Origin of the sequence: Ramlibacter alkalitolerans (genome assembly GCF_016722765.1) — a bacterium.
Classification (GTDB): Bacteria; Pseudomonadota; Gammaproteobacteria; order Burkholderiales; family Burkholderiaceae_C; genus Ramlibacter; species Ramlibacter alkalitolerans.
Map to the genome: position 1 here is coordinate 35434 of NZ_JAEQND010000008.1, position 26270 is coordinate 61703.

Sequence of the window (26270 nt, forward strand, 5' to 3'; positions counted from 1 at the left end):
GCCGCAGTCGGGCGGCGATGGCTTTTCGGAATGGCATGATCCTGCACGCCCCCTTGGCGGTCCAATGAAATCCGGCTACGCTTTTGATTCGTTTCCCGCATCAATCCGCCGAAGCCGCCATGCAGCACTCGCAGACCCACCTGCGCACCCGCCCGATTTCCGCCGGCCACCTGCGCGCCTTCGAGGCCGTGGCCCGGCACCTGAACTTCCGCGCCGCCGCGGAAGAGATGGCGCTCACCCAGTCGGCCGTCAGCCGCCAGATCCAGTCCCTCGAGCAGGAGGTGGGCGTGAGCCTGTTCCTGCGCCACACGCGTGCCGTGGAACTCACGAGCGCGGGCACGCAGCTGCTGACGGCGGTATCGCAGTCGCTGCCGCGCATCGACGGCGCCGTGCGGCAGATCCGCCAGAGTGCGGGGCGACGCGCGGTCTCGGTGACCACCTTCGCCTCCTTCGCGTCGATGTGGATGATCCCGCGGCTCGAGCAGTTCCAGCGCGACCACCCCGGCATCGACATCCGGATCGACGCCAGCGACAGCAAGGTGGACCTGGAAATCGCCGACGTCGACCTCGCCCTGCGCTACGGCCCGAAGGCGAACATGCCGCCGGAGGCGATCCGCCTGTTCGGCGAGCAGCTCACGCCGGTGGTGAGCCCGTGGCTGCTCAAGGCGGGCCCGCCGCTGCTCAAGCCCGCGGACGTGGCGCAGTTCGCGCTGATCGAGGCCGGCGACGCGCACCACACGCACCTGGCGTGGCTGACGTGGCGCCGCTGGTTCGACGAGCACGGCCTGCACAAGCTGCAGCCGCAGCGCTGGCTCTATTTCAACTACGCCTACCAGATGGTGCAGGCGGCCCTGACCGGCCAGGGCGTGGTGCTGGCGCGCCTGCCGCTGGTGGCCGAAAGCCTGGCCAACGGCGACCTGGTGGAGCCCTTGCCGAAGATGCGCATGGAGTCCCCGATGGCCTACTGGCTGATCGTGGGCCCGCGCAGCGCCCAGCGGCCGGAGATCCGCGCCTTCTGCGAATGGCTGATGGTCCAGAGCCGCATCACCCGCCAGACGATCGGCGAGGTGCCGGACCCGGATACGGTCGATCAGATGGATTGAGGAAGGCGGACAACCGAACGCAAAGGGCGCAAAGGTTCCGCAAAGGTCGCAAAAGGAACTCCTTCAAGGTCTTCTTTGCGTTCTTTGCGGAACCTTCGCGTCCTTTGCGTTCGGTTGTCGGCTGTCCGGTTTTCTAATCCTCGTCCCCCAGTGAAATCGGCCAGACCACCCCCAGTTCGTTGAGCATGGCGTCGAGGGCCACGTCGTGGGCTTCGGGTTCCAGGTCCGGGAGGAAGCCGGCGGCGAAGCCCAGGCCCACGGTGAAGGGGCGGGGCTGCAGCTGAGCCAGGGTGCGGTCGTAGAACCCGCCGCCGTAGCCCAGCCGGTAGCCGCCCACCCCGTAGCCGACGCACGGCACGAACAGCAGCGTGGGCTGCACGATTTCCGTGTCCTTGGGTTTGGGGATGCCGAACGCATCTTCTTCCATCGGGCAGCCCGGGAACCAGGAGTGGAATTTCAGGGTCCTAGTGGCCTTGTCCATCACCGGGAGGGCAATGCGGCGCATCTGCGGTTCGTCCAGCAGTTCGCCGTCTTCCTTCCATCGGTGCAGCGCCGGAAGGGGGTCGAATTCGCCCTTGATCGGCCAGTAAGCCCCGATGATGGCGTCGGGCCGTCCCACGAGCCAGATCCGCATCACGCGCTGGAGAAGTTCCGCGCGGTGTAGGCGATCCGGCATGTTCAGGCGTTGCTCGATCAACTGCTGTCGCAAGGCCCTTTTTTGTTCCGACCTGTCCATAATTTCCCGATGAAGTTGAAGACGATTCTGGCATCCCTTGCCATCGTCCTCGTGGCCTGCGTCCAGGCCCAGCCCCAGAACCAGGCCCGCGACGAGGTCCTGCTCGACATGCAGCGGGCCTTCGCCCAGGGCAACAAGGCCACCCTGGCCCAGTTGCTGCCCCAGGCCCAGGGCCACGTCCTGGAACCCTGGGCGCTGTACTGGGAGCTGCGCAACCGGCTCGATACCGCCAATCCGGCCGAAATCCAGCAGACGCTCGCCCGCCTGGCCGGCACCTACCAGGAAGACCGCCTGCGCAACGACTGGCTGCTGCTGCTGGGCCAGCGCCGCCAGTGGGACCTGTTCGCGCAGGAATTCCCCAAGTACCGCATGCGCGACGACCGCGAGGTGCGCTGCTATGCCCTGCTCACCGAAGCCCTGCGCGACGGCGCCAACACGCCGCCGGCGGTGGCGGAGGAAGTGCGCAAGCTGTGGCTCGCGCAGCGCGACGCCGACGACGGCTGCACCACCGCGGCCGCCCACCTGATCGAGACAGGTCACGGCGGCCGCAAGCTGACCAGGGCGGACGCCTGGCGCAAGGCCCGCCAGTCCATGGAAGCGAACCGGCCGCGCGCCGTGGCGGCGGCGGTGGAGATCGCCTCCACCCCCGATACCGTGAAGCTGCTGAACGAGGTCAACGCCGCGCCGTCGAAGTTCCTCCTGAGCAAGGTCACGGCGATCTCCCGCAGCCGGCGCGAGCTGGTCGGGCTCGCGCTGATCAAGCTGGCCACCAGCGACATCGACCACGCCGCCGCGCAGCTCGAAAACAAGTGGGGCCCGCAGATGAGCCCGGAGGAACGCGACTGGGTCTGGGGCGTGATCGGCCACCAGGCGGCGTTCCGCCTCGACCCGAACGCCGACGGCTACTACGCGCGCGTGCAACGCGACAGCCACCTGAGCGACGAACTGCTGCAGTGGAAGGTGCGCGCCGCGCTGCGCGCGCCCAAGGGCATCGCCTGGAAGAACGTGCTGGAAGCCGTCGATGCGATGTCGGATGCCAGCAAGGCGGACCCGGCCTGGACGTACTGGCGCGCCCGCGCACTGCTGGCCACCGGCCGCGGCGACAACCACCGCGCCGAAGCGCAGAAGCTGCTGGCCGGCATCGCCTCCCCCAAGGGCTTCTACGAACAGCTCGCGCTGGAGGAACTGGGGCAGAAGGTGGTGCTGCCGGCCAAGCCGGCGCCCATCACCGAGGACGAGAAGAAGGCCGCCCGCAACGATCCGGGCCTGAACCGCGCCCTGTACGCGATCGGCATCGGGCTGCGCCCCGAAGGCACGCGCGAGTGGAACTACACCACCAACCTGCACCAGTCCGGCGGCCTGGGCGACCGCGAGCTGCTGGCCGCGGCGCAGTACGCCTGCGACCGCGAGGTATGGGACCGCTGCATCAACACCAGCGAGCGCACGCGGGGCGAGTTCGACGTCGACCAGCGCTATCCGACGCCCTTCCGCGACGCGGTGGTCAAGCGCAGCCAGGAGATCAACCTCGATCCCGCCTACGTCTACGGGCTGATCCGGCAGGAAAGCCGCTTCGTCACCAACGCCCGCTCCGGCGTCGGCGCCTCGGGCCTGATGCAGGTGATGCCGGCCACCGCCCGCTGGACGGCCAACAAGCTGGGCCTGCGCGGCTTCAACCCCGACCAGCTGCACGACCGCGATACCAACATCGCGATCGGCACCGGCTACCTCAAGCTGGTGCTCGACGACTTCGGCGGCTCGATGCCCCTGGCCGCGGCCGCCTACAACGCCGGCCCGAGCCGCCCGCGCAACTGGCGCAACGGGCCCTGGCTGGAAGGCGCGGCCTGGGCCGAGACGGTGCCCTTCACGGAGACGCGGGACTACGTGAAGAAGGTGGTCTCCAACGCCACCTTCTATGCCGCGCTGCTTTCCGGCCAGCCGCAGTCGCTCAAGGCGCGGCTGGGCACGATCGGTCCGCGCGACACCGCCCAGCCCGAGCCGAACCGGGAACTGCCCTGAGGGGTTCCGTCGGCTGGCGGTCGACAGCGCTGCAACCGTAGGCTGAAATCCAGCCGGTTCAAGCCGCCAGCGGCGGCCGGCGCAGGTGCCAGTCGGTCGCCTGCTGCAGCGCCCAGCCCACCCGCAGCGCCATTGCCTCCTCGTTGGCCCGGCACACGATCTGCAGCGACGTCGGCAGCCCCCGCGCGTCGTTGCCATTGGGCAGCGCCAGCGCCGTGAGGTCCAGGTAGTTGGCGAAGCGCGTGTAGTGCGCCGGCGCCTTGGACTGGTCCACTTCGTCCACCGGCACCGCCGTCGTCATGGTGGTGGGCGTCAGCAGCGCATCGATGCCCTCCATCGCGGCGGCGAACTGCTGCTTCATCGTGTCGCGCATGCGCACCGCCTCGATGTACTCGCGGGCACTGAGGCTGCGGCCGGCGGCGATGCGGGGCCGCACGTGCGGGTCGAGCGGCGCCGCGTCGTCGTCGATCAGGTCGTGGTAGAGCGTGTAGCTCTCCGCCGCCATGATGCGCAGGTTGTGCGCGGCGACGTCGGCGAACTGGAAGGGCAGTTGCACGGCCACGATCCCGGCACCGAGCTTCTCGAGTTCCGCCAGTGACCGGTCGTACGCAGCCAGCACCTCGGCCGACGCGTACTGGCGCTCCGCCTCCGGCATGCGCGCCAGGCGCAGCCCGCGCACGCCGCGCTTGAGGCCAGGCAGCGGGTCGGCGTAGGGCAGCCCGCGCGTGAGCGGATCCAGCGGGTCCGGCCCCTGGATCACGGCGTACAGCAGCGCCGCGTCTTCCACGTTGCGCGCCATCGGGCCAGGCGTATCCAGCGTGGGGCTCAGGGGCAGCACGCCATGGGTGCTGACGCGGCCGATGGTGGTCTTCAGGCCCGTGATGCCGCACCACGACGAGGGCAGGCGCACGGACCCGCCGGTGTCGGTGCCGATCGCCCACGGCGCCAGCCCGGCGGCCACTGCGACGCCGGAGCCGCTGCTGGACCCACCCGGCGTGCGCGCGCGTTCCGGATCCCAGGGATTCCACGGCGTGCCGCGGCGGCTGTTGGTACCCCAGCCGCCCATCGCGAATTCCACGGTGTGCGTCTTGCCCATCACGATCATGCCCTGGGCGATCAGCTTGCGCGCAAGCGTGGCGGTGCGCGTGGCCTTGCGCTCCTTCCACACCTCGCAGCCGCCGGTGACCACCTTGCCTTCCAGCTCGATCAGATCCTTCAGCGCGATCGGGATGCCGTGCAGCGTGCCGACGGCGTGGCCGGCGCGGATCGCGGCGTCCGCCGCTTCGGCCGCCTGGCGTGCGTCGGCGGCGAACACCTCCGTGTACGCGTGCAGCTTGGGCTCCTGCGCCTCGATGCGTTCGAGGAAGGCTTCGACGAGTTCCACCGGCGACAGCAGCCGCTGCTGCAGCCCGCGCGCGAGCTGGTGGACGGGAGCGAAGGTCAGGTCTTGGGGTGCCATGGCAAATGCTAAACCGTGCCCGCATCAATGGCACAGGCTTTTTGCATCAATGCCTGGCCCACTCCGGCTAGCATCGCACGCACAGCTGCAAGGAGCCCGCGATGCTGACCCTCGCCATCGGCAACAAGAACTACTCGTCCTGGTCCATGCGCCCCTGGGTGCTGATGAAGCAGGCCGGCGTGCCCTTCGAGGAACGCAAGGTGCGCTTCGACAACTTCGAGGCGGACGACTCGCAGTTCAAGCAGGCCGTGCTCAAGATCAACCCGGCGGGCCGCGTGCCGGTGCTGCTGGACGACGACTTCGCCGTCTGGGACTCGCTGGCCATCGCCGAATACGTGGCCGAGAAATTCCCTGACCGGGCGCTCTGGCCGCGCGAGCAGCGGGCCCGGGCCCGCGCGCGCAGCGTCTGCGCCGAGATGCACTCGGGCTTCACCGCGCTGCGCAGCCACTGCGGCATGAACATCGAAGGTCCGCTGGCGGAGGTCGGTCGCCGCATCTGGCAGGAGCAGGCGGACGTGCGCAAGGACGTCGAACGCATCGTGCAGATGTGGGCCGAACTGCTGGCACAGCACCGGGGGCCGATGCTGTTCGGCGAATTCAGCGTCGCCGATGCGTTCTACGCTCCGGTGTGCATGCGCTTTCGCACCTATGCCCTGCCCCTGCCGGCCGAGGCCGAGGCGTACGTGGAGCGCGTATGCGCGCTGCCGGCCGTGAAGGCGTGGGTCGCCGACGCGCTGCAGGAGCAGGACTTCGTGCCCTTCGACGAGCCGTACCGCAAGTCGCGCTGAGTCATCGGAGCTTAAACTGCCCCCATGCGAACTTTCCGCGTGGGCGGCGCGGTGCGCGATGCCCTGCTCGGGCGGGCGGTGAACGACACCGACTGGGTGGTGGTCGGCGCAACGCCCGAGGACATGATCGCCGCCGGCTACCTGCCGGTCGGCAAGGACTTCCCGGTCTTCCTGCATCCCGCCACGCGCGAGGAATACGCGCTCGCGCGCACGGAGCGCAAGACCGGCCGCGGCTACCACGGCTTCGCCTTCCACGCCGCGCCCGACGTCACGCTGGAACAGGACCTCGCCCGGCGCGACCTCACGGTGAACGCGATAGCGCAGGCCCCGGACGGCACGCTGATCGATCCCTTCGGCGGCCGGCGCGACCTGCAGGCGCGCGTGCTGCGGCACGTGACCGAGGCCTTCCGCGAGGACCCCGTGCGCATCCTGCGCGTGGCGCGCTTCGCCGCCCGCTTCCACGACTTCAGCCTCGCCCCCGAGACCCTGGAGCTGATGCGCGCGATGGTGGCCGAAGGCGAGGCGGACCACCTGGTGCCGGAACGCGTCTGGCAGGAACTCGCCCGCGGCCTGATGGAGGACCAGCCCTCGCGCATGTTCGAGGTCCTGCGCGGCTGCGGCGCACTCGCCCGCGTGCTGCCCGAAGTGGATCGCCTGTGGGGGGTGCCGCAGCGCGCGGACTACCACCCCGAGGTGGACACCGGCGTGCACAACATGATGGTGCTGGACATGAGCGCGCGCCTGCAGGCGCCGCTGCCGGTGCGCTTCGCCTGCCTGACGCACGACCTGGGCAAGGGCACCACGCCGCCCGAAGTGCTGCCCAAGCACATCGGCCACGAACAGCGCAGCGCCGACCTGCTCAAGAAGGTCTGCAACCGCCTGCGCGTGCCCAACGAATGCCGCGAACTCGCCGACGTGGTCGCTCGCGAGCACGGCAACATCCATCGCAGCGGGGAATGCGGTGCGCCGGCGCTGGTGCGGCTGCTGGAACGCTGCGATGCCTTCCGCAAGCCGCAGCGCTTCGAGCAGGTGCTGCTGGCCTGCGAATGCGACGCCCGCGGCCGGCTCGGGCTGGAGGAACAGCCTTATCCGCAGCGGGACCGGCTGCTGTCAGCGCTGGCGGCGGCGCGAACGGTGGACACTGCGGGGGTGGCGGCGCAAGCCCGCGAGGAGGGCCTGGTCGCGGACCAGATCGGCCAGCGCATCCAGGCCGCGCGCGTGCAGGCGGTGGCGCAGCGGCTTCAGACCAGCAAGGCCAGCGCCGCGTAGTCGCCCACGCGATCGCCCAGGCCGGCCGGCACCAGTTCGCAGCCGTTGGTGAGGGCCGGCAGCTTGCCCGCCAGCTGCGCCTGCAGCCGCGGCAGCAGGTATTCCTGGTTGTGGAGGAAGACGCTCCCGCCCAGGCTGATGCGCCGCAGGTCGAGGACCACCGTGATGTTGTACAGCGCCCGGCCCATGATGCGGCACAGCTCGTCCACGCGGGCCGTGGCTTCCGCTTCGCCGCCGCGGGCGCGCTGCATCAGCGTCGCCGCGTCGGCGCCGAAGCGGCGCGCCACGGCATTGCCGGCGACCAGCGCCTCGAGGTCGCCCACGTTGCCGCAGCCGCACAGCGCATCGTCGTTGTCGCTGACGAACATGTGGCCGCCGTGGCCGGCGTTGCCGTTCTTGCCGCGCAGCACCCGGCCGTCGACGCACAGGCCCATGCCGACGCCGGTGCTCCAGGTGACGTAGGCGCAGTGCTCGTAGCCCTGCAACGCGCCCCAGCGGCGTTCGGCTTCGAGGGCGGAGACGGCGTCGTTCTCCACCCGCACGCCTTCGGTGAACCGGCGGCGCAAGGGGGCTTCGAGCGCTGCCGTCATCCAGTCGTTGGGCAGCCCGCGTGCCGGACCGGCGATGCCGCCGCAGATGTTGGGACTGGCGAGTTCGACCAGCCCCGCGTTCAACACGAAGGGGCCGGCGGAAGAAACGCCGACGCGCTGCACCGTCGAGGGCTCGACGCCGATCTCGCGGCTGGCTTCGTCCACCATCCGGATCACCTGCTGCGCGAGGGCGTCGTTGGCGCCGGTCTTGGCGGTGGGCTCGGCGCGCTTGCCCACCAGCTCCAGGCCGGCTCCGGAGTTGAGGCTGACCGCGATCTTGGTGCCGCCGATGTCGACGCAGGCTTTCATGGCTTCACAGGTACCGGGAGATGGCCGCGGCCACCATGCTCAGGAGGATGGTGGACGTCAGCGGAACGAAGAACTCGCGCCCGAACAGCTTGAAGCGCAGGTCGCCCGGCAGCCGGCCGAAGCCCAGCTTCTGCAGGCCCGGGGACAACCAGCTGATCAAGAGCAGCGCGAGGAAGACGACGATGACCCAGCGAATCATGTGAGCCCTAGTTTGCCTGCATTCACAGGGTATGGGTGCGGTCGCCGGAGCGGAAACCGAGCGCGTCCCAGAACGGGCCGCGATGGAAGGCGATGACCTTGAACAGCTCGCCCATCTCGTGCTCGGCGACCAGGCGCTGGGCGGCGATGCGCTCCTTCTGCAAGGCGGTCTCCAGCAGCTTGGCGAGGCCCGCATTGAGCAGGAAGCGCCCCTGCGTGGTGTAGCCCAGCGTGAGCATGCCCGCCTCCTGCGCCGCCACCGCGATGCCGGTGAAGTTGACGTGGGCGGTGATGTCCTTCTCCCCGGGCGCTTCCAGCGGGTCCGGATCGGCCAGGTGGCCGCGGTGGCACATCAGCGTGCCCATGTGGCGTTGCGCGTGGTAGTACTCAGCTTCCGGGAAGCCGTAGTCGATGAAGAAGGCCGCGCCCGCTTCCAGCCGCTCCGCCAGGCTGCGCACGAACGCCTCGGCCTGCGGGTGGATCTCCGTCAGGTAGTCCTGAGCGCCTTCCGGCTCGATCGGCGGACGCAGTTCGGTGGCGCGATCTTCCCAGGCGAGCCGGCCGTCGTCGACGCGCAGGCCGCGCTCGTGCCAGTTGCCACCTTGGCGCGCCAGCAGCTTCACCGGCATCGCATCGAGCACCTCGTTGCCGACGACCACGCCGCGCACCGTCTGCGGCCACTCGCTGGCCCACTGCACGCGGTCCGGCCAGGGCTGCAGCGTGGCGCGCTGCCGCTCGCGCAGGCTGGCCGAGAGCTCCACGATGGTGTAGCGGCGGATGCGGTCGCCCAGGCACGCCAGCAGTTCGCGGGCCAGCGCGCCCGAACCGGCGCCGAACTCCCAGAGTTCGTCGGTGCCCGTGCGGTCCAGCGCTTCGGCCAGCTGCACGGCCAAGGTGCGGCCGAACAGCGGGCTCATCTCGGGCGCCGTCACGAAGTCGCTGCCGGAAGACGGCAGGCCGCCGAACTTGCGCGAGGTGTTGGCGTAGTAGCCCAGGCCGGGCGCATAGAGGGCCAGCGCCATGTAGCGGTCGAACGGCAGCCAGCCGCCGGCGCGCGCGACCTGTCCGGCCACCAGCTTGTGCAGCGCGCTCGTTACACTCGATCCATGTTGGTTCACCGCCCCATTGTCGACGAATGAGCCCGGGCCGCACCGTTCTCGTCACCGGCGCCGGCCGGCGGCTGGGCCGCGCGATCGCGCTGGACCTGGCCGCGCAGGGCTGGCGCGTCGCGGTGCACTTCCGCGATTCGGAGCACGGGGCCATGCAGACGGTGGAAGCCTGCCGCCAGCACGCGCCGGCCGAAGCCTTCCGCGCCGACCTCGAAAACGAAACGCAGACCCGCGAGCTGTTCGACCAGGTGCTGGCCCGCTTCGGCAGCGTCGATGCCGTCGTGAACAACGCTTCGCAGTTCCAGCACGACAGCGCCCAGACCTTCGGCTACGCGGCGCTGGCCACGCACCTGGCCGCGAACACCGCCGCGCCCGTGGTGCTGGCCCAGTGCCTGGCTGCGCACGCGCGGGAACGCGCGGGAGCCGGGGTGGTGGTCAACCTCCTGGACCAGAAGCTGTGGAACCTCAACCCCGACTTCTTCAGTTACACGCTGTCGAAGGCGGCGCTGCAGGCGGCCACCACCCTGCTCGCCCAGGCGCTCGCGCCGCAGTTGCGCGTGGTGGGCGTCGCGCCGGGGCTCACGCTCACCAGCCACATGCTGTCGCAGGAGCGCTTCGAGCAGCTGCACAAGCTGTCGCCCATCGGCCGCTCCTCCACGCCGGAAGACGTGGCGCACGCCGTGCGCTTCGCGCTGGAGAATCCCGCGCTGACCGGCACCACCCTGCTGGTCGACGGCGGGCAGCACCTCATGAAGTTCGACCGCGATTTCTCGCTGATGCAATGAGCAAGGCCGGCACCCAGATCCTGACGCTCGAAGGCCTGCGCTTCGACGCCAACCTCGGCATCCTGGAACACGAGAAGGAAGCGCCGCAGCCGATCCTGGTCGACGCCGAATTGAACCTCGGCACCCAGCCGCTGCTGCCGCGCGACGACGACATCACCCACGTGCTCGATTACCGCAAGGTGCGCCGCATCATCATCGAGGAATGCACCGCGGTGCACGTCAACCTGCTCGAGACGCTGATCGGCAAGCTCGCGCACCGCCTGATGCAGCTTCCCGGCGTGCTGGGCGTGCGGGTGCGCATCGTCAAGCTGCGGATCTTCGAGGATTGCGAAGTGGCGATCCGGGTCGAGACGGGCCTGTGGTGACGGCCCGCCCGTAGCCTGGCGCTGAGTGCGCGCCGGCGCCGAACCCCCGCATGCCCGCGCTCCCGCGACCTTGACGGCGCGCAAGGTTTCCTGCCGGCACGCGACTAGCATGGTCCGAAGCCCGGCCGCCCGTTAAGAAAACGCTAAGCGCCCCTGCCCATCATCGGCCCTGCTTCAGGAGTTGCCGATGACACACACGATCACCATGCGCATGTCCCTTTGCGCCCTGCTGTTCGCCGCGAGCCTGCCCGCCGCGCGCGCAGCCACCCCTTCCGAGCTGGCCGCCGGCTACGCGGCGCAGGCCGGAACGGCGCCCGTCGCCAGCCGCGGCGAGCAGTTCTTCACCTCCCGCCATGGCCAGGAATGGAGCTGCGCCTCCTGCCACGGCACGCCGCCGACGGGCACCGGCAAGCACGCCGCCACCGGCAAGGCGATCGGCCCGCTGGCCCCGGCGTTCAACGCGCGCCGCTTCACCGATCCGGCCAAGGCGGACAAATGGTTCCGCCGCAACTGCAACGACGTGGTCGGCCGCGAATGCACCGCCGGCGAGAAGGCCGACGTGATCGCGTGGCTGCTGAGCCTCGGGAAGTGAGGACGCGATGCGCACACGCTTGTCCCTCCTCGCGCTCTCGCTGCTCGCCGCGCCCTTCGCGCAGGCAGACGGCTACCGCGCCGCCCCGGCGCTGCCCCAATACGTGCAGGAATGCTCCACCTGCCACATCGCCTATCCGCTGGGCGCGCTGCCGAATGCGTCCTGGCAGCGCCTGCTGCGCACGCTGCCACGGCATTTCGGCAGCGACGCATCGGTCGATCCCGCCACGCTGAAGGCGATTTCCACCTGGGTCGATGCCCATCCGCAGACCTGGAAGCGCGTCGGCGAAGCACCGCCCGAGGACCGCATCACCCGCTCCGCCTGGTTCGAGCGCAAGCACCGCGAGGTGGCACCCGCCACCTGGAAGCTCGCTGCCGTCCGCAGCCCCTCGAACTGCGCCGCCTGCCATCCGCGCGCCGAAGAAGGAGATTTCGATGAACACCGCGTCCGCATCCCCCGCTGAACGCCCCACGCGCACCCTGGTCTGGGATGCGCCGGTGCGCGTCTTCCACTGGCTGATGGTGGCGAGCTTCGCCGTCGCCTGGCTCACTGCGGAGAGCGAGCGCTGGCAGCTGGCCCACGTGACGGCCGGCTACACCATGGCCGGCCTGGTCGCCTTCCGCGTGGTGTGGGGCCTGGTCGGCACCCGCTACGCGCGCTTCACCGCCTTCGTCCGCAGCCCGTGGACGGCGGTGGACTACCTGATGGTCATGCTCTTGGAGCGGCGGCCGCAGCGCCACACCGGCCACAACCCTGCCGGCGGGCTCGCGATCCTGGCCCTGCTGACCCTGGCCGCACTGACCGCTGCCAGCGGGTGGGCGAACTACAACGAGCTCGCGGGCCACTGGATGGAGGACGTGCACGAGGTGCTGGCCAACACGATGCTCGGTCTGGTGGCGCTGCACGTCGTCGCCGTCGTGGCCAGCAGCGCGCTGCACCGCGAAAACCTGGTGGGCGCGATGATCCACGGCCGCAAGCCGGTGCCGCGCGCCCAGGGCATCCGCAGTCCGTGGCGCAGCGTGGCGGCGCTGCTGCTGGCCGCCGTGCTCGCCTTTTGGTGGCTGCAGTGGGAGTCCGCGCCGCAGCAGCCGCAGCCGCAGCAGGAGCGGGCGGCGCATCGGCACAAGCACCAGGGCCACTGAAGGCGTCCATGCGCATCCTGCTGGCCGAAGACGATCCGCTGCTGGGCGACGGCCTGCAATCGGGCCTGCGCCAGCTCGGTTTCCAGGTCGACTGGGTGCGCAGCGGCGACGCTGCCGAACGCGAGCTGTGCGCCGGCGTGCATGCGGCGGCGGTGCTGGACCTGGGCCTGCCGCGCAAGGACGGCCTCGCGGTGCTGGCCGCCGCCCGCGCCCACGGCGTCCACGTGCCCGTGCTGGTGCTGACGGCGCGCGACGCCATCCCGGACCGCATCCGCGGGCTCGATGCCGGCGCCGACGACTACGTGCTCAAGCCGGTGGACCTGCACGAACTGGCCGCCCGGCTGCGCGCCCTGGTGCGCCGCTCCCACGGCCAGCCGCAGGAAGTGCTGCGCGCGCAGGACGTGGAGCTGGACCCCGCCGCGCGCACGGTGCGCAAGGCGGGCCACCTGCTGCAGCTGCCCACCCGCGAGTTCGACCTGCTGCACGCGCTGATGCTCAATGCGGGCCGGGTGCTCACGCGCGAGCAGCTCGAACAGCACCTCTATAGCTGGGGCCGCGAAGTCGAGAGCAATGCGGTGGAGGTGCACATCCATCACCTGCGCCGCAAGCTGGGCGGCGCCTTGATCCACACCGTGCGGGGCGTCGGCTACACGCTGCTGCGGGAGGCGGCCGCGTGTTGAGGCCCACGTCCCTGCGCGGACGCCTGCTGCTGATGGTGCTCGGCGCCTCGCTGGCCGTCTGGCTGGCGGCCGCGGCCGCCACCTGGGTCGATGCGCGCCACGAGCTGGATGAACTGCTCGATGGCCACCTGGCGCAGGCGGCGGCGCTGCTGGCCGCGCGCCAGGTGCGCAAGTTCAAGGACGACGAGCACGTCGACGCCCCGAGCCTGCACCGCTACGGGCCGCGCGTCACCTTCCAGGTGTTCCACGAAGGCAAGCTGGCGCTGCGCTCCCCGTCCGCGCCCGACGAACCCCTGGTGGGCGACGGCGAAGCACCGGTCTCGGGCTTCCATACCGTGGCGATCGGCGACGAGGACTGGCGCGTGTTCGCCACCCGCGGGGCGAAGAACGACGTCCAGGTCTTCGTGGCCGAACAGGTCGCATCGCGCGACGCCATCCTGTACGCGGTGCTGCGCAGCACCCTGTGGCCCATGCTGCTGGCCGTGCCGGTGCTGCTGCTGGCCGGCTGGTGGGCGGTCGCGCGGGGCGTGCGTCCGCTGCGCACCGTGGGCGCGGCGCTGGCGCACCGGCCGGCGGAAGACCTGCGCCCCGTGCACGCCCCCGATGCGCCGGACGAGATGCGCCCGCTGCTCGATGCGCTGAACGGCCTCTTCGGGCGCATCGCGCAGCTGCTGGAACGCGAGCGGCGCTTCACCGGCGACGCCGCGCACGAACTGCGCACGCCGATCGCGGCGATCCGGGCGCAGGCGCAGGTGGCGCTGGGCGCCAGCGCGGAGCCGCAGCGGCGCCAGGCGCTGGAACGCACGCTGGCCGGCTGCGACCGCGCTTCCCGCGTGCTGGAGCAGTTGCTGATGCTGTCGGGGCTGGAAGCGGAAGCACCGCGCAGCCGCGAGCCGGTCGACCTGTCCGCGATCGCGCAGGCTGCCGTGGCGGACCTGGCCCTGGCCGGCATCGCCCGCCAGCAGAACGTGAGCCTCGCAGCCGGTGCTGGCGCCATCGTCGATGGCAACGAGGCCCTGCTGGCCGCGCTGTGTCGCAACCTGGTGGACAACGCGATCCGCTACAGCCCGCCGGGTGCGCGCATCGAGGTGCGGGTGCGCCGCAACGCCGACGGCGTCCTGCTGGCCGTGGAAGACAGCGGCCGCGGGATGAGCGACGAAGACCTGCAGCGGCTGGGCCAGCGCTTCTTCCGCGCCGAGGGCAGCGAGGCGCCGGGCAGCGGGCTGGGATGGTCCATCGTGCAGCGCATCGCGGCCGCCCACGGCGCCACCGTGCAGGCCCGCCGTTCGCCCCGGCTGGGAGGGCTGTGCGTGGAAGTCTCCTTTCCCGGCGCGCCGCAACCCGCAATGCGAAAATAGCGGCATGAGTGCCGTCTGGATCGACAACGACCCCTCCCCCGCCCCCGCCGCGAAGATCGAGCGCGAGAACCACAAGCTGGAAAAGCGCCTGTGCCGCCTGGTCGGCCAGGCCATAGGCGACTACGCCATGATCGTGCCGGGCGACAAGGTGATGGTCTGCCTGTCGGGCGGCAAGGACAGCTACGCCCTGCTGGACATCCTGCTGAAGCTGCAGCGGCGCGCGCCGGTCGACTTCGGGATCGTGGCCGTCAACCTGGACCAGAAGCAGCCCGGATTCCCGGCGCACATCCTGCCGCAGTACCTGGAAAGCCTGGGCGTGCCCTTCCGCATCGAGGAGCAGGACACCTATTCCATCGTCAAGGACAAGATTCCCGAGGGCAAGACGATGTGCAGCCTGTGCAGCCGGCTGCGCCGCGGCATCCTGTACCGGGTGGCGGGCGAACTGGGCGCGACGAAGATCGCGCTGGGCCACCACCGCGACGACCTGCTGCAGACGCTGTTGCTCAACATGTTCTTCGGCGGCAAGCTCAAGGGCATGCCGCCCAAGCTGCAAAGCGACGACGGCCGCAACGTCGTCATCCGCCCGCTGGCCTACGTGAACGAGAAGGACCTGGTGCGCTGGGCCGAAGTGCGCCAGTTCCCGATCATTCCCTGCACCCTGTGCGGCAGCCAGGAGAACCTGCAACGCCGGCAGGTGGGCGACATGCTGCGCGACTGGGACCGGCGCTTTCCCGGGCGGCTGGACAACATGCTCCACGCCCTGCAGAACGTGGTGCCTTCGCACCTGGCCGACCCGGTCCTGCACGACTTCCGCAACCTGGCGGCCACCGGCGTGCCGAGCGAGGATGGCGACAAGGCCTTCGACCACGAGGAACTCCCGGTGGCGGAGGCCCTGCCCGCCCTGCAGGTCATCAAGCTCTGACGCCGCGCCGGCGCGGCGCCGTCCTGCATGTAAACGCGCCCCACCGGCGGGGGCAACTCTCTACCATTTGGCAGAGATGCGGGGCGCCTGCGCCTCCTTCGGAGGTCCCATGTCGAGCTTGAAGAGATTCCTGCATTTCGGCCTGCTGGCCGCCAGCGCGCTGCTGCTGTCCGGCTGCGCATCCACCTACCTGCTGGACAACCAGGTCCAGTCCTTTTCCCAGCTGGCCGCGATGCCGGCGCCGGCGACGTACCGGTTCGAGCGCTCGCTCTCGCAGCAGGTCGATCCGGCGCAGCAGGCGCTGGAGGCGCTGGCCGATCCCGCCTTGTACAAGGCCGGCTTCCGTCGCGACGACGCCGCGCCGCGCTACAGCGTGCAGGTCGGCGCGCGCACCGAGCGCAGGCTCTCGCCCTATGCGGACCCGTACTGGGGCCCCTGGGGCTGGGGCGGCGGCTGGGGCCTGGGCTTCGGCGGCCGGCACTTCGGCCTGGGCCTGGGCGGCCCGTGGCCGAACACGGACTCCTATTGGTTCCACCGCGAAGTGACGGTGCTGGTGCGCGAGCTGGCGAGCAATCGCGTGGTCTACGAGACGCACGCGATCAACGACGGGCCCTGGCTCGACAACCGCTCGGTGCTGCCGGCGATGTTCGAGGCCGCCTTGCAGGGCTTCCCGAATCCGCCGCAAGGCCCGCGCCGCGTCGACATCCAGGTCGGTGCGGCCGCGAACTGACCGGGATGCGATCCAACGCGTCTGTAAAGTATTTTCCGCGCTGCGGAATGGGCCTCCATACAATGCGACCGATGGAAGCCACCCGCATCATCGCCGTGCGGCATGGCGAGACGGCCTGGAATGTGGATGCGCGCATTCAGGGCCAGCTCGACATCCAGCTGAACGACACCGGGCGATGGCAGGCCCGCCGCGTCGGCTACGCCCTGTCCGGGGAGCAGCTGAGCGCCATCTACTCCAGCGACCTGGGCCGGGCGCACGAGACCGCACGGGCCATCGGCGAAGCCGCGGGCATCCCGGTCATCGCGCATCCGGGCCTGCGCGAGCGGCGCTTCGGCATGTTCGAGGGACGCACCTTCGACGAGATCCAGCGGAACTGGCCCGAGCACGCGCAGAACTGGCGCAAGCGCATCCCCGAATGGCAGCCGCCCGAAGGGGGCGAATCGCTGCTGCAGCTGCGCGAGCGCGTCAACCGCACGGTGCACGACCTCGCCTCGCGCCACAACGGCGAACAGATCGCGATCGTGGCCCACGGCGGCGTGCTCGACACCCTCTATCGCATCGCGACGGGGCAGGCGGTGAATTCGCCGCGCACCTGGCAGCTCCCCAACGGAGCCATCAACCGGCTGCTGTGGACCCCCGAGGGCTTCACGCTCGTGGGCTGGTCGGACACGCAGCACCTGGAACATGCCGCTTTCGACGAAAACACCTCTTTCTGAAGAACTCAAGCGGCTGGTGGGACAGCCCGCCGCCGCCATCGACACCCCCGCGCTGGTCGTCGACCTCGATGCCATGCAGCGCAACCTGAGCCGCATGGCGGAGTTCGCGCGCAAGCACGACATCCGCTGGCGCCCGCACGCCAAGATGCACAAGAGCTCCGCGCTGGCGCGCCTGCAGATGCAGGCCGGCGCCGTGGGCGTGTGCGTGCAGAAGACGGCCGAGGCCGAGGCGATGGCGGCCGGCGGCCTGAACAACATCTACATCAGCAACGAGGTGGTCGCGCCGGCCAAGCTGGCCCGCGTGGCGCAGCTGGCCCATGCGCTGGCGCTGGAACACGGCCAGCTCGCGATCGCGGTGGACAGCCTGGAAGGCGTGCAGCGCCTCGCCAATGCGATGAACGACCGGCGCCAGAGCGGCCCGCCGGCCGTGATCGACGTGTTCGTGGAGATCGATGTCGGGCAGGGCCGCTGCGGCGTGGCGCCGGGGCCGCTGGCGGTGCAGCTCGCGCTGGAGATCCGCAAGCATCCCGCGCTGCGCTTCGCCGGCCTGCAGGCCTACCACGGCAAGGCGCAGCACCTGCGCACGCCGCAGGCGCGGCGGGAGGCGATCGCCCAGGTGGTGCGCGACATGCAGGCCACCCGCACGCTGATCGAACGCGAAGGCATCCCGGTGGACCTGGTCACGGGTGCCGGCACGGGCAGCATGGTGTGCGAGGCGGCGAGCGGCGTCTACGGCGAGTTGCAGGCCGGCTCCTTCCTGTTCATGGACGCCGACTATGGCGCCAACGAGCGCGACCCGGCGCAGCCGCAGTTCGAGCACGCGCTGTTCGTGAAGTCGCAGGTCATGAGCGCCGGCCCGCAGCATGCGGTCTGCGATGCGGGGCACAAGAGCCACGCGATCGACTCGGGCCTGCCCAAGGTGCTCACGCTGCCCGCCACCGGCGAGCTCGATTACCTGAATGGCGGCGACGAGCACGGCGTGCTGAAGCCCGCGCGCGGCAACACGCGCGTGCCCCGGCTGGACGAGACGATCTGGCTGATCCCGGGCCACTGCGATCCGACGGTGAACCTGCACAACTACCTGATCGGCGTGGTGGGTGGCCTCGAGCGCGGGCGCGTGGACAAGATCATCCGGGTTGACGCCAGAGGCGCGCTGACGTGATTCCGCTAGGCTGGCGGTGAGCCGCGCGAACCCCAGCGTTTCCTGATCGGTCGCGCCGGCCGGAGAAAACGGCGCGCCCCATGTCCTTGAGTCCGAGCCAGGTCATCGTCCTCGCGACACCGGTGTTCCTGCTGCTGATCGCGCTGGAATACGCCTGGGGCCGGCGGCGCGGCCGCGACACCTACCGGCTCAACGACGCCATCAACAGCATCTCGCTGGGCATGCTGAGCGAGGCGAGCGGCGCGCTGCTCGCGGTCTTCCGCATCGGCATCTACACGGCGCTGGCCGGCCACATCGCGCTCTGGCGCAACGACGCGTTCTGGCTCTCCCCGGCGGGCTGGCTGCTGGCGCTGCTGGCCTACGACTTCTGCTACTACTGGCAGCACCGCACCGGCCACCGCGTCGCGCTGTTCTGGGCCGCGCACGTGGTGCATCACCAGAGCCAGGACTACAACCTCTCCACGGCGCTGCGCCAACCGAGCACCTACCCGTTCCTGAACTGGGTCTTCTACGTCCCGCTCGCGCTGGCGGGCGTGCCGCCGCTGGTGTTCGCGGTGGTGGCGCTGGTGGACCTGCTGTACCAGTTCTGGGTCCACACCGAGCACGTCGGCAAGCTCGGCTGGTTCGACCGCTGGTTCTGCTCGCCCTCCAACCACCGGGTACACCATGCCGTGAACGACGGCTACCTCGATCGCAACTACGGCGGCATCCTGATCGTGTGGGACCGATTGTTCGGCACCTTCCGCGAGGAAGGCGAGCGCTGCGTCTACGGCACGCGCGCGCCGCTGCAAAGCTGGGACCCCCTGTGGGCCAACCTGGAAGTGTTCGCGGCCCTGGCGCACGACAGCTGGCACGCGCGCGTCTGGGGCGACAAGCTGCGCGTGTGGATCAAGCCGCCGGGGTGGCGGCCGGCGGATGTGGCCGAGCGCTTCCCGCGGCCGGCGTTCGCGCTGGAGCGGGTGACGCGCTTCCACCCGCCCATGTCGAAGGGCATGGCCTGGTTCGTCGGCGTGCAGTTCGTGGCGATCCTTGGCGGGGTCGCGCTGTTCCTGTGGCATGCCGACCAGATGCCGCTGGCGCGCGCCGGCTTGTGGCTCGCGCTGCTCACGGCCGCCCTGTGGGCCGTGGGGGCGGTGATGCAGGGGCGCATCACGATCGTGAAGGTGCTGCTGATGGAAGTCGCGGCGCTGGCGGGCAGCGTCGCTTTCGTAGGCTGGCGGTGACGCGCGCCAGCGCCGGAACCCCAGCGCTCCGCGCATCGCTGGGGTTTCGCTGCGCTCCACCGCCAGCCTACAGGAACGCTCCCGTTCAGGAATCGAACAAGCCACCCTCCGGCCGCGGCGGCGTGACGCCCAGGTGCCGGTACGCCGCCATCGTCGCCACGCGCCCGCGCGGCGTGCGCTGCAGGTAGCCTTGCTGGATCAGGTACGGCTCGATCACGTCCTCGATCGTGTCGCGTTCCTCGCCGATGGAGGCCGCGACGTTGTCCAGGCCCACGGGGCCGCCGTCGAAGCGGTGGATCACCGCCTCCAGCAGCTTGCGGTCCATCAGGTCGAAGCCCTGCGGATCGACGTCGAGCATCGCCAGCGCCTTCTGCGCGATCTCGCGCGAGATGTGGCCGGTGCCCTTCACGTCGGCGTAGTCGCGCACGCGGCGCAGCAGGCGGTTGGCGATGCGCGGCGTGCCGCGCGAGCGGCGGGCGATCTCGGAGGCGCCTTCGGCATCGATCGGTGCCTTGAGCAGGCCCGCGCTGCGGTTGACGATGAAGGTCAGTTCCTCCGCCGTGTAGAACTCCAGCCGCGCCACGATGCCGAAGCGGTCGCGCAGCGGGTTGGTCAGCATCCCCGCGCGCGTGGTCGCGCCCACCAGCGTGAAGGGCTGCAGGTCCAGCTTGATCGAGCGCGCCGCCGGCCCTTCGCCGATCATGATGTCGATCTGGTAGTCCTCCAGCGCGGGATAGAGGATCTCCTCCACCACCGGCGACAGGCGATGGATCTCGTCGATGAACAGGACGTCGTTGCGTTCCAGGTTCGTCAGCAGCGCCGCCAAGTCCTTGGGCTTTTCCAGCACCGGGCCGGAGGTCTGGCGAAGGTTCACGCCGAGTTCGTGCGCGATGATGTGCGACAGCGTCGTCTTGCCCAGGCCCGGCGGCCCAAACAGCAGCACGTGGTCCAGCGCCTCGCCGCGCTTGCGGGCCGCGCCGATGAAGATCTCCAGCTGCTCGCGCGTCTTGGCCTGGCCCACGTACTCGGCGAGGCCCTTGGGGCGCAGCGCGCGCTCCAGCGCTTCCTCCGCCGGCGACACCGGCGCCGCGGAAACGACCCGCTTGGCGGGCGGCGGCGGAACGAAGTCGTCCGTCTGGATCGTCATCGGGCCAGGGCCTTCAGCGCCTGCTTGATGCCGTCGCTCACGCTGGCGTCCTTGGGCAGCGACTTCAGGGCCGCCCGCGCCTCCTTGTCGCTGTAGCCCAGGGCCACCAGCGCCTGCAGGATGTCGGCCTGGTTGTCGTCGACCACCGCGTGGCCGATGGTCCCGAGGTCGGCGCCGATCTTGCCCTTGAGTTCCAGCAGCAGGCGCTCCGCCGTCTTCTTGCCGATGCCGGGGATCTTCACCAGCCGGCTCGCATCCTGCTGGGTGACGGCCTGGCCGATGTCGCCCACGCTCATGCCGCTCAGGACGGCCAGCGCGGTGCGCGGGCCCACGCCCGAAATCCGGATGAGCTGGCGGAAAGCCTCGCGCTCGCCGGCGGAACCGAAGCCGAACAGGATCTGCGCGTCCTCGCGCACGACGAAGTGCGTCAGCAGCGAGACCTTCTCGCCCACGCCGGGCAGGTTGTAAAACGTACTCATGGGGACATCGACTTCGTAGCCGACGCCGTGGCAGTCCACCAGTACCTGCGGCGGGTTCTTCTCGCTCAGCGTCCCCGTCAGTTTGCCTATCATTGCGATCCTTCTGACGGGATTATCACGTTGATTCTCCGACACGCCTTCAGCCCCCTGAACAACAGCCGGCTCGCGCACCTGTGCGGCCCCATGGACGAACACCTCAGGACCATCGAGGAGGCGCTCACCGTCAGCATCACGCACCGCGGCGAGCATTTCCGCGTCGAAGGACCCAAGGCCAAGGCCGACCGCGCACTGAACGTGCTGCAGGCCATGTACGAGATGTCCGGGCGCAGCATCTCCAAGGAAAAGGTGCAGCTGATGCTGGCCGGCGACGTCGCCATGGAGGAGGACGCCGAAGGCGCGCAGGTGCTGCACACGCGCCGCTCCGACCTGAAGGCGCGCACGCCCAACCAGAGCGTGTACCTGGACAACATCGCCAGCCACGACATCACCTTCGGCATCGGCCCCGCCGGCACGGGCAAGACTTACCTGGCCGTGGCCTGCGCGGTCGACGCGCTGGAGCGCGCCGCGGTGCAGCGCATCGTGCTCACGCGGCCGGCGGTGGAGGCGGGCGAGAAGCTCGGCTTCCTGCCCGGGGACCTGACGCAGAAGGTCGATCCCTACCTGCGGCCGCTGTACGACGGCCTGTACGACCTCATGGGCTTCGACCGCGTGACCAAGGCCTTCGAGCGCAACGCGCTGGAGATCGCGCCGCTGGCCTTCATGCGCGGGCGCACCCTGAACAACGCCTTCGTGATCCTCGACGAGGCGCAGAACACGACGCCGGAGCAGATGAAGATGTTCCTCACCCGCATCGGCTTCGGCAGCAAGGCGGTGGTCACGGGCGACATCAGCCAGATCGACCTGCCCAAGGGCTCGCTGTCCGGGCTGGTCGATGCGGAACGCGTGCTCAAGCGCGTCAACGGCATCGCGCACACGCGCTTCACCAGCGCCGACGTGGTGCGGCACCCGCTGGTGGCGCGCATCGTGGACGCCTACGACGCGGCGCGCAAGGGCGACAAGTGACGCTGCAGCTGTCGCTGCAGTTCGGCCGCTTCCCGAACGCGGCCGAACATCGCCGGATCGTCACGCCAGCGCGCGCCCGGCGCTGGGTCGGCATGGCCTTGCAGGGGCCGGCGGAGATCGCCGTGCGCATCGTCGGCGCGGAGGAAGGGCAGGCCCTCAACCGCGAATACCGCGGCAAGGACTATGCGACCAACGTGCTGACCTTCGACTACACGCGCGAGCCGGTGGTGGCGGCGGACCTGGTGCTGTGCGCGCCGGTGGTGGAGCGCGAGGCGAAGGAACAGGGCAAGGCGCTGGAGGCGCACTACGCGCACCTGCTGGTGCATGGCGCCTTGCATGCGCAGGGCTACGACCATGAACGCGGCGAGCGCGAGGCGCTGGAGATGGAGGCGCTGGAGGTGCTGCTGATGGGGGCGCTGGGGTATCCGGATCCGTATTGACGGTTTCGCTCCTGAGGCAAGCTCTTTCGTCATTCCCGCGAAGGCGGGAATCCCGGGCTTCCGGGCCGCGCGCACGCGGTTCTGGATCCCCGCCTGCGCGGGGATGACGGGTTTCCCTTGCGTCATTCCCGCGAAGGCGGGAATCCAGGGCTTCCGGTCCGGCGTGCGGTCCCCGACAGCCGCCCGAACGCTGGGGTTCGCGCTTCGCGGCTCACCGCCAGCCTACGAAAGCGGAAAGCACACCCCGACCCCGTAGGCTGGGGTGAGCCGCGCCAGCGCGCGAACCCCAGCTAACGCACCGCCAACGGAATCGTCACCGGCCCGTCGTTCACCAGGTGCACCTGCATGTCCGCCGCGAACTCCCCCGTCTGCACCACGGGATGCGCGGCCCGCGCCTGCTGCACGAAATGCTCGTAAAGCCGCCGCCCCTCCTCCGGCGCCGCCGCGTTGGTGAAACTGGGCCGGTTCCCTCCGCTCGTGTCGGCGGCCAGCGTGAACTGGCTGACCACCAGCAGCCCACCGCCCACATCCTGCACGCTGCGGTTCATCTTGCCGGCATCGTCGCTGAAGATGCGCAGCTTCAGCAGCTTGGCGAGCAGCTTGTCGGCCTGCACCTGCGTGTCGCCGCGCTCGGCGCACACCAGCACCAGCAGGCCCGGCCCGATCTCGCCGATCGTGCGATCCGCCACCACCACCTTCGCTTCGCGCACCCGTTGAATCAGGGCCAGCATCAGATCAGGTCCTCCTCGTCCTGCGAGTGCGCTTCCACGTCCATGGGCAGCAGCTGGATCGTGCAGCGCAGCCCCGGCACGGCGCTCATGAGCGCCTGTTCCACCGCGCCGCGCACGGCCGCGGCGCGGCCCAGGGTCCAATGGGCCGGCATGTGCATGTGCAGGTCCACGAAGCGGCGGCTGCCCGAGCGCCGCGTCGACACGTGGTCGAAGCGGATGGTGCGGTGCTTGAACTGCAGCAGGGTCTTCTGGATGTCCTCGATCACGTCCTGCTCCAGCGACTGGTCCATCAAGCCCTGCGCGGAGCGCCAGACGAGATGCACGCCCTCGCGCAGGATGTTCAGCGCGACGCCGATCGCGAGCACGGGATCGAGCCACAGCCAGTCGGTGAGCGCCACCAGGCTGATGCCGACGACCACGCCGACCGAGGTCCAGACGTCGGTGAACAGGTGGCGCGCGTCGCCTTCCAGCGCCATCGAGCGGTGCTGGCGCGAGGACTGCAGCATGGCCCACGCCAGCGCCCCATTGAGCGCGGAACTCAGCACCGACAGGGCGAGGCCGATCCCGAGCTGCGCCAGCGGCTGCGGATCCAGCAGGCGCAGCACCGCCGCCCAGAGGATGCCGGCGGCCGCCACCATGATCATCAGGCCCTCGAAGCCGGCGGAGAAGTATTCCGCCTTGTGGTGGCCGTAGGGATGGCCGGCGTCGGCCGGGCGCTGGGCGATCTTCACCATCAGCAGGGCGAACACGGCGCTGGCCAGGTTGACGAGCGACTCCATCGCGTCGGACAGCAGGCCGACGGAGTCCGTCAGCCACCAGGCGAGCGTCTTCAGGGAGATGGTGAGCACGGCGACGGCTATCGACCATCGCAGCAGCACCTGCGGCGCCAGGCGGCCGGCGGAACTGGCAAGAGACATGCCGCGATTGTGCCGGCAGCCCGCATGCCAGAATCCGCGCATGCGCCTGCCCGGCCGCCATCGCGCCGCCCTCGCACTGTGGGTCCTGCTCACCGCGCTCGGTGGCGCGGCGCTGGCGCGCCTGCAACTGGCCCACCTGCAGGACCTGTTCGAGACCGACGCGCGCATCGCGCACCGCTTGCTGAGCCAGCGCGTGGTGCAGCACGAGGCGGTGCTCGCCACCGTGGCACTGCTGCAGCCGCCGGCCGGCGCCGAGGCCGCGGAACAGCGCCTGCCCGCCCTCTACCCGCAGATCCTGTCGGTGCAGCGGCGCGAGCGCGATGCGCAATGGAACGACGCGCTGCTGGCCGCGGCCGAAGCGCGCTCGCGCGTGGCGGGCCGGCCCGCGCTGGCCGACGTGGACTTCGCGCGCGGCCGGTACCGCGTGGTGCTGGCCGCGGCGCCGGCCAGCTTCGCCGCCACCTTCGACCTGCAGAAGGTCGTGCCCTGGAACGAGTGGCCCATGGACCCGCCGACCAGCCCGGTGCGCGTGACCCTGGAACACGGCGGCCAGCAGTTCCTGCTGCAGCCCGGGGCCGAACGCGCCGGGCTGTGGAGCCTGTCGTTCCACAAGCACCTGGCCGCCGAGAGCCAGCCCTTCGACCTGGTGGCCCGACGCGCCGTCGGCTGGGCCGACCTGCCGTGGCGCTGGATCGCCCTGTGGGCGCTCGCCATGGCCGCCGGCGTGGCGGCCTGGCACTGGCTGCGGGCGCAGCGCGCGGAGCGTCGCCGGGCAGAGGAGCTGCTGCGCCTCGGGCAGGTCGCACGCCTGAACACGCTGGGCGAACTGGCGGCCGGCATGGCGCATGAACTCAATCAGCCCCTGGCCGCGCTGCTGGCGAACACGCAGGCCGCGCGCCGCCTGCTGCAGGACGAGCCGCCCGAGCTGGAGACGGCGCGCGGCGCCATGCGGCAGGCCGAGGAGCAGGCGCGCCGCGCCGCCGACGTGCTGGGGCGGCTGCGCCGCGGCGTTGAGCGACCCCCCACGGGTGCCGCGCTGCAGCCGGTGGTGCTGTCGCGGGCGGTGCGCAATGCGCTGTACCTGCTGGAGCCCGAGTTCGCGCGCCGGCAGGTCGCGCCGCGGCTGGAGACGGGCGAGCAGGAGATCGCCGTGAAGGCCGAGCCGGTGGCCCTGGAGCAGATCATCCACAACCTGCTGACCAACGCGCTGCAGGCGCTGGAGCAGGTGCCGCCGGCCGAGCGCAGCCTCTCGGTGCGGGTGGAGCAGGAGTCCGGCCAGGGCGCGCTGACCGTGGGCGACAGCGGCCCGGGCATCGCCCCCGAGGTGTTGCCGCGCATCTTCGAACCCTTCTTCACCACCCGCGAGCACGGCCTCGGGCTGGGCCTGAGCCTGTGCGAGAGCCTCGCCGCCGGCATGGGCGGACGCCTGGGCGTGCAGGCGCGCAGCCCGCGCGGCGCCGCCTTCACCTTGCGGCTGCCGCTGGCCTCCGCATGAACGCACCGCTGTCTCCCCTTGTGCACCTGGTCGACGACGACGATGCCGTGCGCGCCAGCCTGGCGCTGCTGATCTCCACCGTGGGCCTGCGCGTGCAGGGCTGGGGCGACCCGCAGGCCTTCCTGCGCGAGTTCCCGCGCCAGGACATCGGCGCCATCGTGCTGGACGTGCGCATGCCGGGCATGAGCGGGCTCACGCTGCTGGAGACGCTGGCCTCGCAGGGCGTGGACCAGCCGGTGATCATGCTCACCGGCCACGGCACGGTGGAGATGTGTCGGCGCGCCTTCAAGGGCGGCGCGGCCGAATTCCTGGAGAAGCCCGTCGACGACGAGGCGCTGCTCGAGGCGCTGCAGCAGGCCGTGCGCCAGCACGTGCGCTCGCGCGAGCGGGTGGCGGCGGACCGTGCGGCGCGCGAGCGCTATGCGCAGCTCTCCGAGCGCGAGCGCGAAGTGGCGGGCCTGATCGTGGAGGGCCTCACGAACAAGGAGATCGGGCGGGCCCTGGCCCTGTCGCCCCGCACCGTGGAGACGCACCGCGCCAACCTGTTCGCCAAGCTGCAGGCCGAATCGCTGGCGCAGCTGGTGCGCCGCTATGCCGCGCTGATCGCCGAGGACGGCGGCGCTTCGTAGCCCGGGGCCGCTCCGTAGATCTACGGAGTCCAGCGCGTAGCCGGCCGAATGGTGCAGCCGCGGGGGCCTGCCTACAGTTCTCCCCACGGCCTGCCCCGGGCCGCCAACACGAACCGGA

The 26270-nt window shown here is 70.5% G+C and carries 28 protein-coding genes and 1 pseudogene; 20 read left to right on the forward strand and 9 right to left on the reverse strand.

Annotated elements, in window-relative coordinates; translation table 11 throughout:
- Window positions 1–119 precede the first annotated feature (119 nt).
- Complete coding sequence (locus tag JI746_RS14845; protein WP_201690514.1) at window positions 120–1103, forward strand: LysR substrate-binding domain-containing protein; 984 nt, start codon at window positions 120–122, stop codon at window positions 1101–1103.
- A 133-nt stretch (window positions 1104–1236) separates the two neighbouring features.
- Here the strand turns inward: JI746_RS14845 and JI746_RS14850 are convergent, their stop codons facing one another.
- Complete coding sequence (locus JI746_RS14850) at window positions 1237–1839, reverse strand: 5-formyltetrahydrofolate cyclo-ligase (protein ID WP_201690515.1); 603 nt, start codon at window positions 1837–1839, stop codon at window positions 1237–1239.
- A 9-nt stretch (window positions 1840–1848) separates the two neighbouring features.
- Between JI746_RS14850 and JI746_RS14855 the strand changes: the two genes are divergently transcribed.
- A complete protein-coding gene (locus JI746_RS14855; RefSeq protein WP_201690516.1) occupies window positions 1849–3855 on the forward strand; it encodes a lytic transglycosylase domain-containing protein in 2007 nt (668 codons plus the stop codon).
- A 58-nt stretch (window positions 3856–3913) separates the two neighbouring features.
- Here JI746_RS14855 and JI746_RS14860 read toward each other — a convergent pair whose 3' ends face one another.
- On the reverse strand, window positions 3914–5314 hold the full coding sequence (locus JI746_RS14860; RefSeq protein ID WP_201690517.1) for an amidase: 1401 nt from the start codon (window positions 5312–5314) through the stop codon (window positions 3914–3916).
- Between the two features lie 101 nt (window positions 5315–5415).
- On the opposite strand from JI746_RS14860, the gene JI746_RS14865 reads away from it, so the two are divergent.
- Window positions 5416–6102: a glutathione S-transferase family protein gene (locus JI746_RS14865; protein WP_201690518.1), complete on the forward strand. Its 687-nt coding sequence runs from the start codon at window positions 5416–5418 to the stop codon at window positions 6100–6102.
- A gap of 24 nt (window positions 6103–6126) precedes the next feature.
- The gene (locus JI746_RS14870) at window positions 6127–7371 is read left to right on the forward strand and encodes a multifunctional CCA addition/repair protein (protein ID WP_201690520.1); all 1245 of its coding nucleotides are present in this window, start codon (window positions 6127–6129) and stop codon (window positions 7369–7371) included.
- On the opposite strand, the gene JI746_RS14875 is transcribed toward JI746_RS14870, so the two are convergent.
- The 3 genes from JI746_RS14875 to JI746_RS14885 are packed head-to-tail and all read right to left on the reverse strand — an operon-like array spanning window position 7344 to window position 9586.
- Window positions 7344–8270: an ROK family protein gene (locus tag JI746_RS14875; RefSeq protein WP_201690522.1), complete on the reverse strand. Its 927-nt coding sequence runs from the start codon at window positions 8268–8270 to the stop codon at window positions 7344–7346. The genes JI746_RS14870 and JI746_RS14875 overlap by 28 nt on opposite strands.
- Before the next feature lie 4 nt (window positions 8271–8274).
- Window positions 8275–8469 carry a DUF2905 domain-containing protein gene (locus JI746_RS14880; protein WP_201690524.1) on the reverse strand — a complete coding sequence of 65 codons (195 nt, stop codon included), beginning with the start codon at window positions 8467–8469 and terminating at the stop codon, window positions 8275–8277.
- A 22-nt stretch (window positions 8470–8491) separates the two neighbouring features.
- Complete coding sequence (locus JI746_RS14885; RefSeq protein WP_330893008.1) at window positions 8492–9586, reverse strand: class I SAM-dependent methyltransferase; 1095 nt, start codon at window positions 9584–9586, stop codon at window positions 8492–8494.
- 17 nt (window positions 9587–9603) lie between these two features.
- On the opposite strand from JI746_RS14885, the gene JI746_RS14890 reads away from it, so the two are divergent.
- The 12 genes and pseudogenes from JI746_RS14890 to JI746_RS14945 form a co-directional block, all read left to right on the forward strand.
- Complete coding sequence (locus JI746_RS14890; RefSeq protein ID WP_201690526.1) at window positions 9604–10362, forward strand: SDR family oxidoreductase; 759 nt, start codon at window positions 9604–9606, stop codon at window positions 10360–10362.
- Window positions 10359–10727, forward strand: coding sequence for a dihydroneopterin aldolase (locus tag JI746_RS14895; protein WP_201690527.1), 369 nt, complete (start codon window positions 10359–10361; stop codon window positions 10725–10727). The genes JI746_RS14890 and JI746_RS14895 overlap by 4 nt, the downstream gene beginning before the upstream one ends.
- Before the next feature lie 187 nt (window positions 10728–10914).
- A complete protein-coding gene (locus tag JI746_RS14900) occupies window positions 10915–11319 on the forward strand; it encodes a DUF1924 domain-containing protein (RefSeq protein WP_201690528.1) in 405 nt (134 codons plus the stop codon).
- A 7-nt stretch (window positions 11320–11326) separates the two neighbouring features.
- On the forward strand, window positions 11327–11782 hold the full coding sequence (locus JI746_RS14905) for a diheme cytochrome c (protein ID WP_201690529.1): 456 nt from the start codon (window positions 11327–11329) through the stop codon (window positions 11780–11782).
- Window positions 11754–12461, forward strand: coding sequence for a cytochrome b/b6 domain-containing protein (locus JI746_RS14910; protein WP_201690530.1), 708 nt, complete (start codon window positions 11754–11756; stop codon window positions 12459–12461). The genes JI746_RS14905 and JI746_RS14910 overlap by 29 nt, the downstream gene beginning before the upstream one ends.
- 8 nt (window positions 12462–12469) lie before the next feature.
- The gene (locus JI746_RS14915; RefSeq protein WP_201690531.1) at window positions 12470–13141 is read left to right on the forward strand and encodes a winged helix-turn-helix domain-containing protein; all 672 of its coding nucleotides are present in this window, start codon (window positions 12470–12472) and stop codon (window positions 13139–13141) included.
- Window positions 13135–14499, forward strand: coding sequence for an ATP-binding protein (locus tag JI746_RS14920; protein ID WP_201690533.1), 1365 nt, complete (start codon window positions 13135–13137; stop codon window positions 14497–14499). Before JI746_RS14915 ends, JI746_RS14920 begins: the two co-directional genes overlap by 7 nt.
- 4 nt (window positions 14500–14503) lie before the next feature.
- Window positions 14504–15421, forward strand: a complete 918-nt coding sequence (ttcA, locus tag JI746_RS14925; RefSeq protein WP_201690534.1) for a tRNA 2-thiocytidine(32) synthetase TtcA — start codon at window positions 14504–14506, stop codon at window positions 15419–15421.
- Window positions 15422–15539: 118 nt separating this feature from the next.
- The gene (locus tag JI746_RS14930; RefSeq protein WP_236599865.1) at window positions 15540–16151 is read left to right on the forward strand and encodes a DUF4136 domain-containing protein; all 612 of its coding nucleotides are present in this window, start codon (window positions 15540–15542) and stop codon (window positions 16149–16151) included.
- Between the two features lie 71 nt (window positions 16152–16222).
- On the forward strand, window positions 16223–16867 hold the full coding sequence (locus JI746_RS14935) for a histidine phosphatase family protein (protein WP_201690538.1): 645 nt from the start codon (window positions 16223–16225) through the stop codon (window positions 16865–16867).
- Window positions 16836–18029, forward strand: coding sequence for a DSD1 family PLP-dependent enzyme (locus JI746_RS14940; RefSeq protein WP_201690540.1), 1194 nt, complete (start codon window positions 16836–16838; stop codon window positions 18027–18029). Before JI746_RS14935 ends, JI746_RS14940 begins: the two co-directional genes overlap by 32 nt.
- An 80-nt stretch (window positions 18030–18109) precedes the next feature.
- Window positions 18110–19243, forward strand: a pseudogene (locus tag JI746_RS14945) (sterol desaturase family protein); the annotation flags it as partial.
- A gap of 94 nt (window positions 19244–19337) precedes the next feature.
- Here the strand turns inward: JI746_RS14945 and ruvB are convergent.
- Window positions 19338–20399, reverse strand: a complete 1062-nt coding sequence (ruvB, locus tag JI746_RS14950; protein WP_201690544.1) for a Holliday junction branch migration DNA helicase RuvB — start codon at window positions 20397–20399, stop codon at window positions 19338–19340.
- Window positions 20396–20971, reverse strand: coding sequence for a Holliday junction branch migration protein RuvA (ruvA, locus tag JI746_RS14955; protein ID WP_201690545.1), 576 nt, complete (start codon window positions 20969–20971; stop codon window positions 20396–20398). The genes ruvB and ruvA overlap by 4 nt, the downstream gene beginning before the upstream one ends.
- Window positions 20972–20998: 27 nt before the next feature.
- On the opposite strand from ruvA, the gene JI746_RS14960 reads away from it, so the two are divergent.
- Both JI746_RS14960 and ybeY read left to right on the forward strand, forming a co-directional pair.
- Entirely contained in the window at window positions 20999–21940 is a 942-nt protein-coding gene (locus JI746_RS14960; protein ID WP_201690546.1) for a PhoH family protein, read from the forward strand.
- Window positions 21937–22380, forward strand: coding sequence for an rRNA maturation RNase YbeY (gene ybeY, locus JI746_RS14965; protein ID WP_408004104.1), 444 nt, complete (start codon window positions 21937–21939; stop codon window positions 22378–22380). The genes JI746_RS14960 and ybeY overlap by 4 nt, the downstream gene beginning before the upstream one ends.
- A gap of 290 nt (window positions 22381–22670) precedes the next feature.
- On the opposite strand, the gene dtd is transcribed toward ybeY, so the two are convergent.
- Together dtd and JI746_RS14975 are read right to left on the reverse strand one after the other, a co-directional pair.
- Entirely contained in the window at window positions 22671–23111 is a 441-nt protein-coding gene (gene dtd, locus JI746_RS14970) for a D-aminoacyl-tRNA deacylase (RefSeq protein WP_201690547.1), read from the reverse strand.
- Complete coding sequence (locus tag JI746_RS14975; RefSeq protein ID WP_201690548.1) at window positions 23111–24028, reverse strand: cation diffusion facilitator family transporter; 918 nt, start codon at window positions 24026–24028, stop codon at window positions 23111–23113. Before JI746_RS14975 ends, dtd begins: the two co-directional genes overlap by 1 nt.
- Before the next feature lie 40 nt (window positions 24029–24068).
- On the opposite strand from JI746_RS14975, the gene JI746_RS14980 reads away from it, so the two are divergent.
- Window positions 24069–25523 (forward strand): sensor histidine kinase, encoded by a 1455-nt coding sequence (locus tag JI746_RS14980; protein WP_201690549.1) that lies wholly within the window; start codon window positions 24069–24071, stop codon window positions 25521–25523.
- Window positions 25520–26152 (forward strand): response regulator transcription factor, encoded by a 633-nt coding sequence (locus tag JI746_RS14985; RefSeq protein WP_201690550.1) that lies wholly within the window; start codon window positions 25520–25522, stop codon window positions 26150–26152. Before JI746_RS14980 ends, JI746_RS14985 begins: the two co-directional genes overlap by 4 nt.
- Window positions 26153–26270 lie beyond the last annotated feature (118 nt).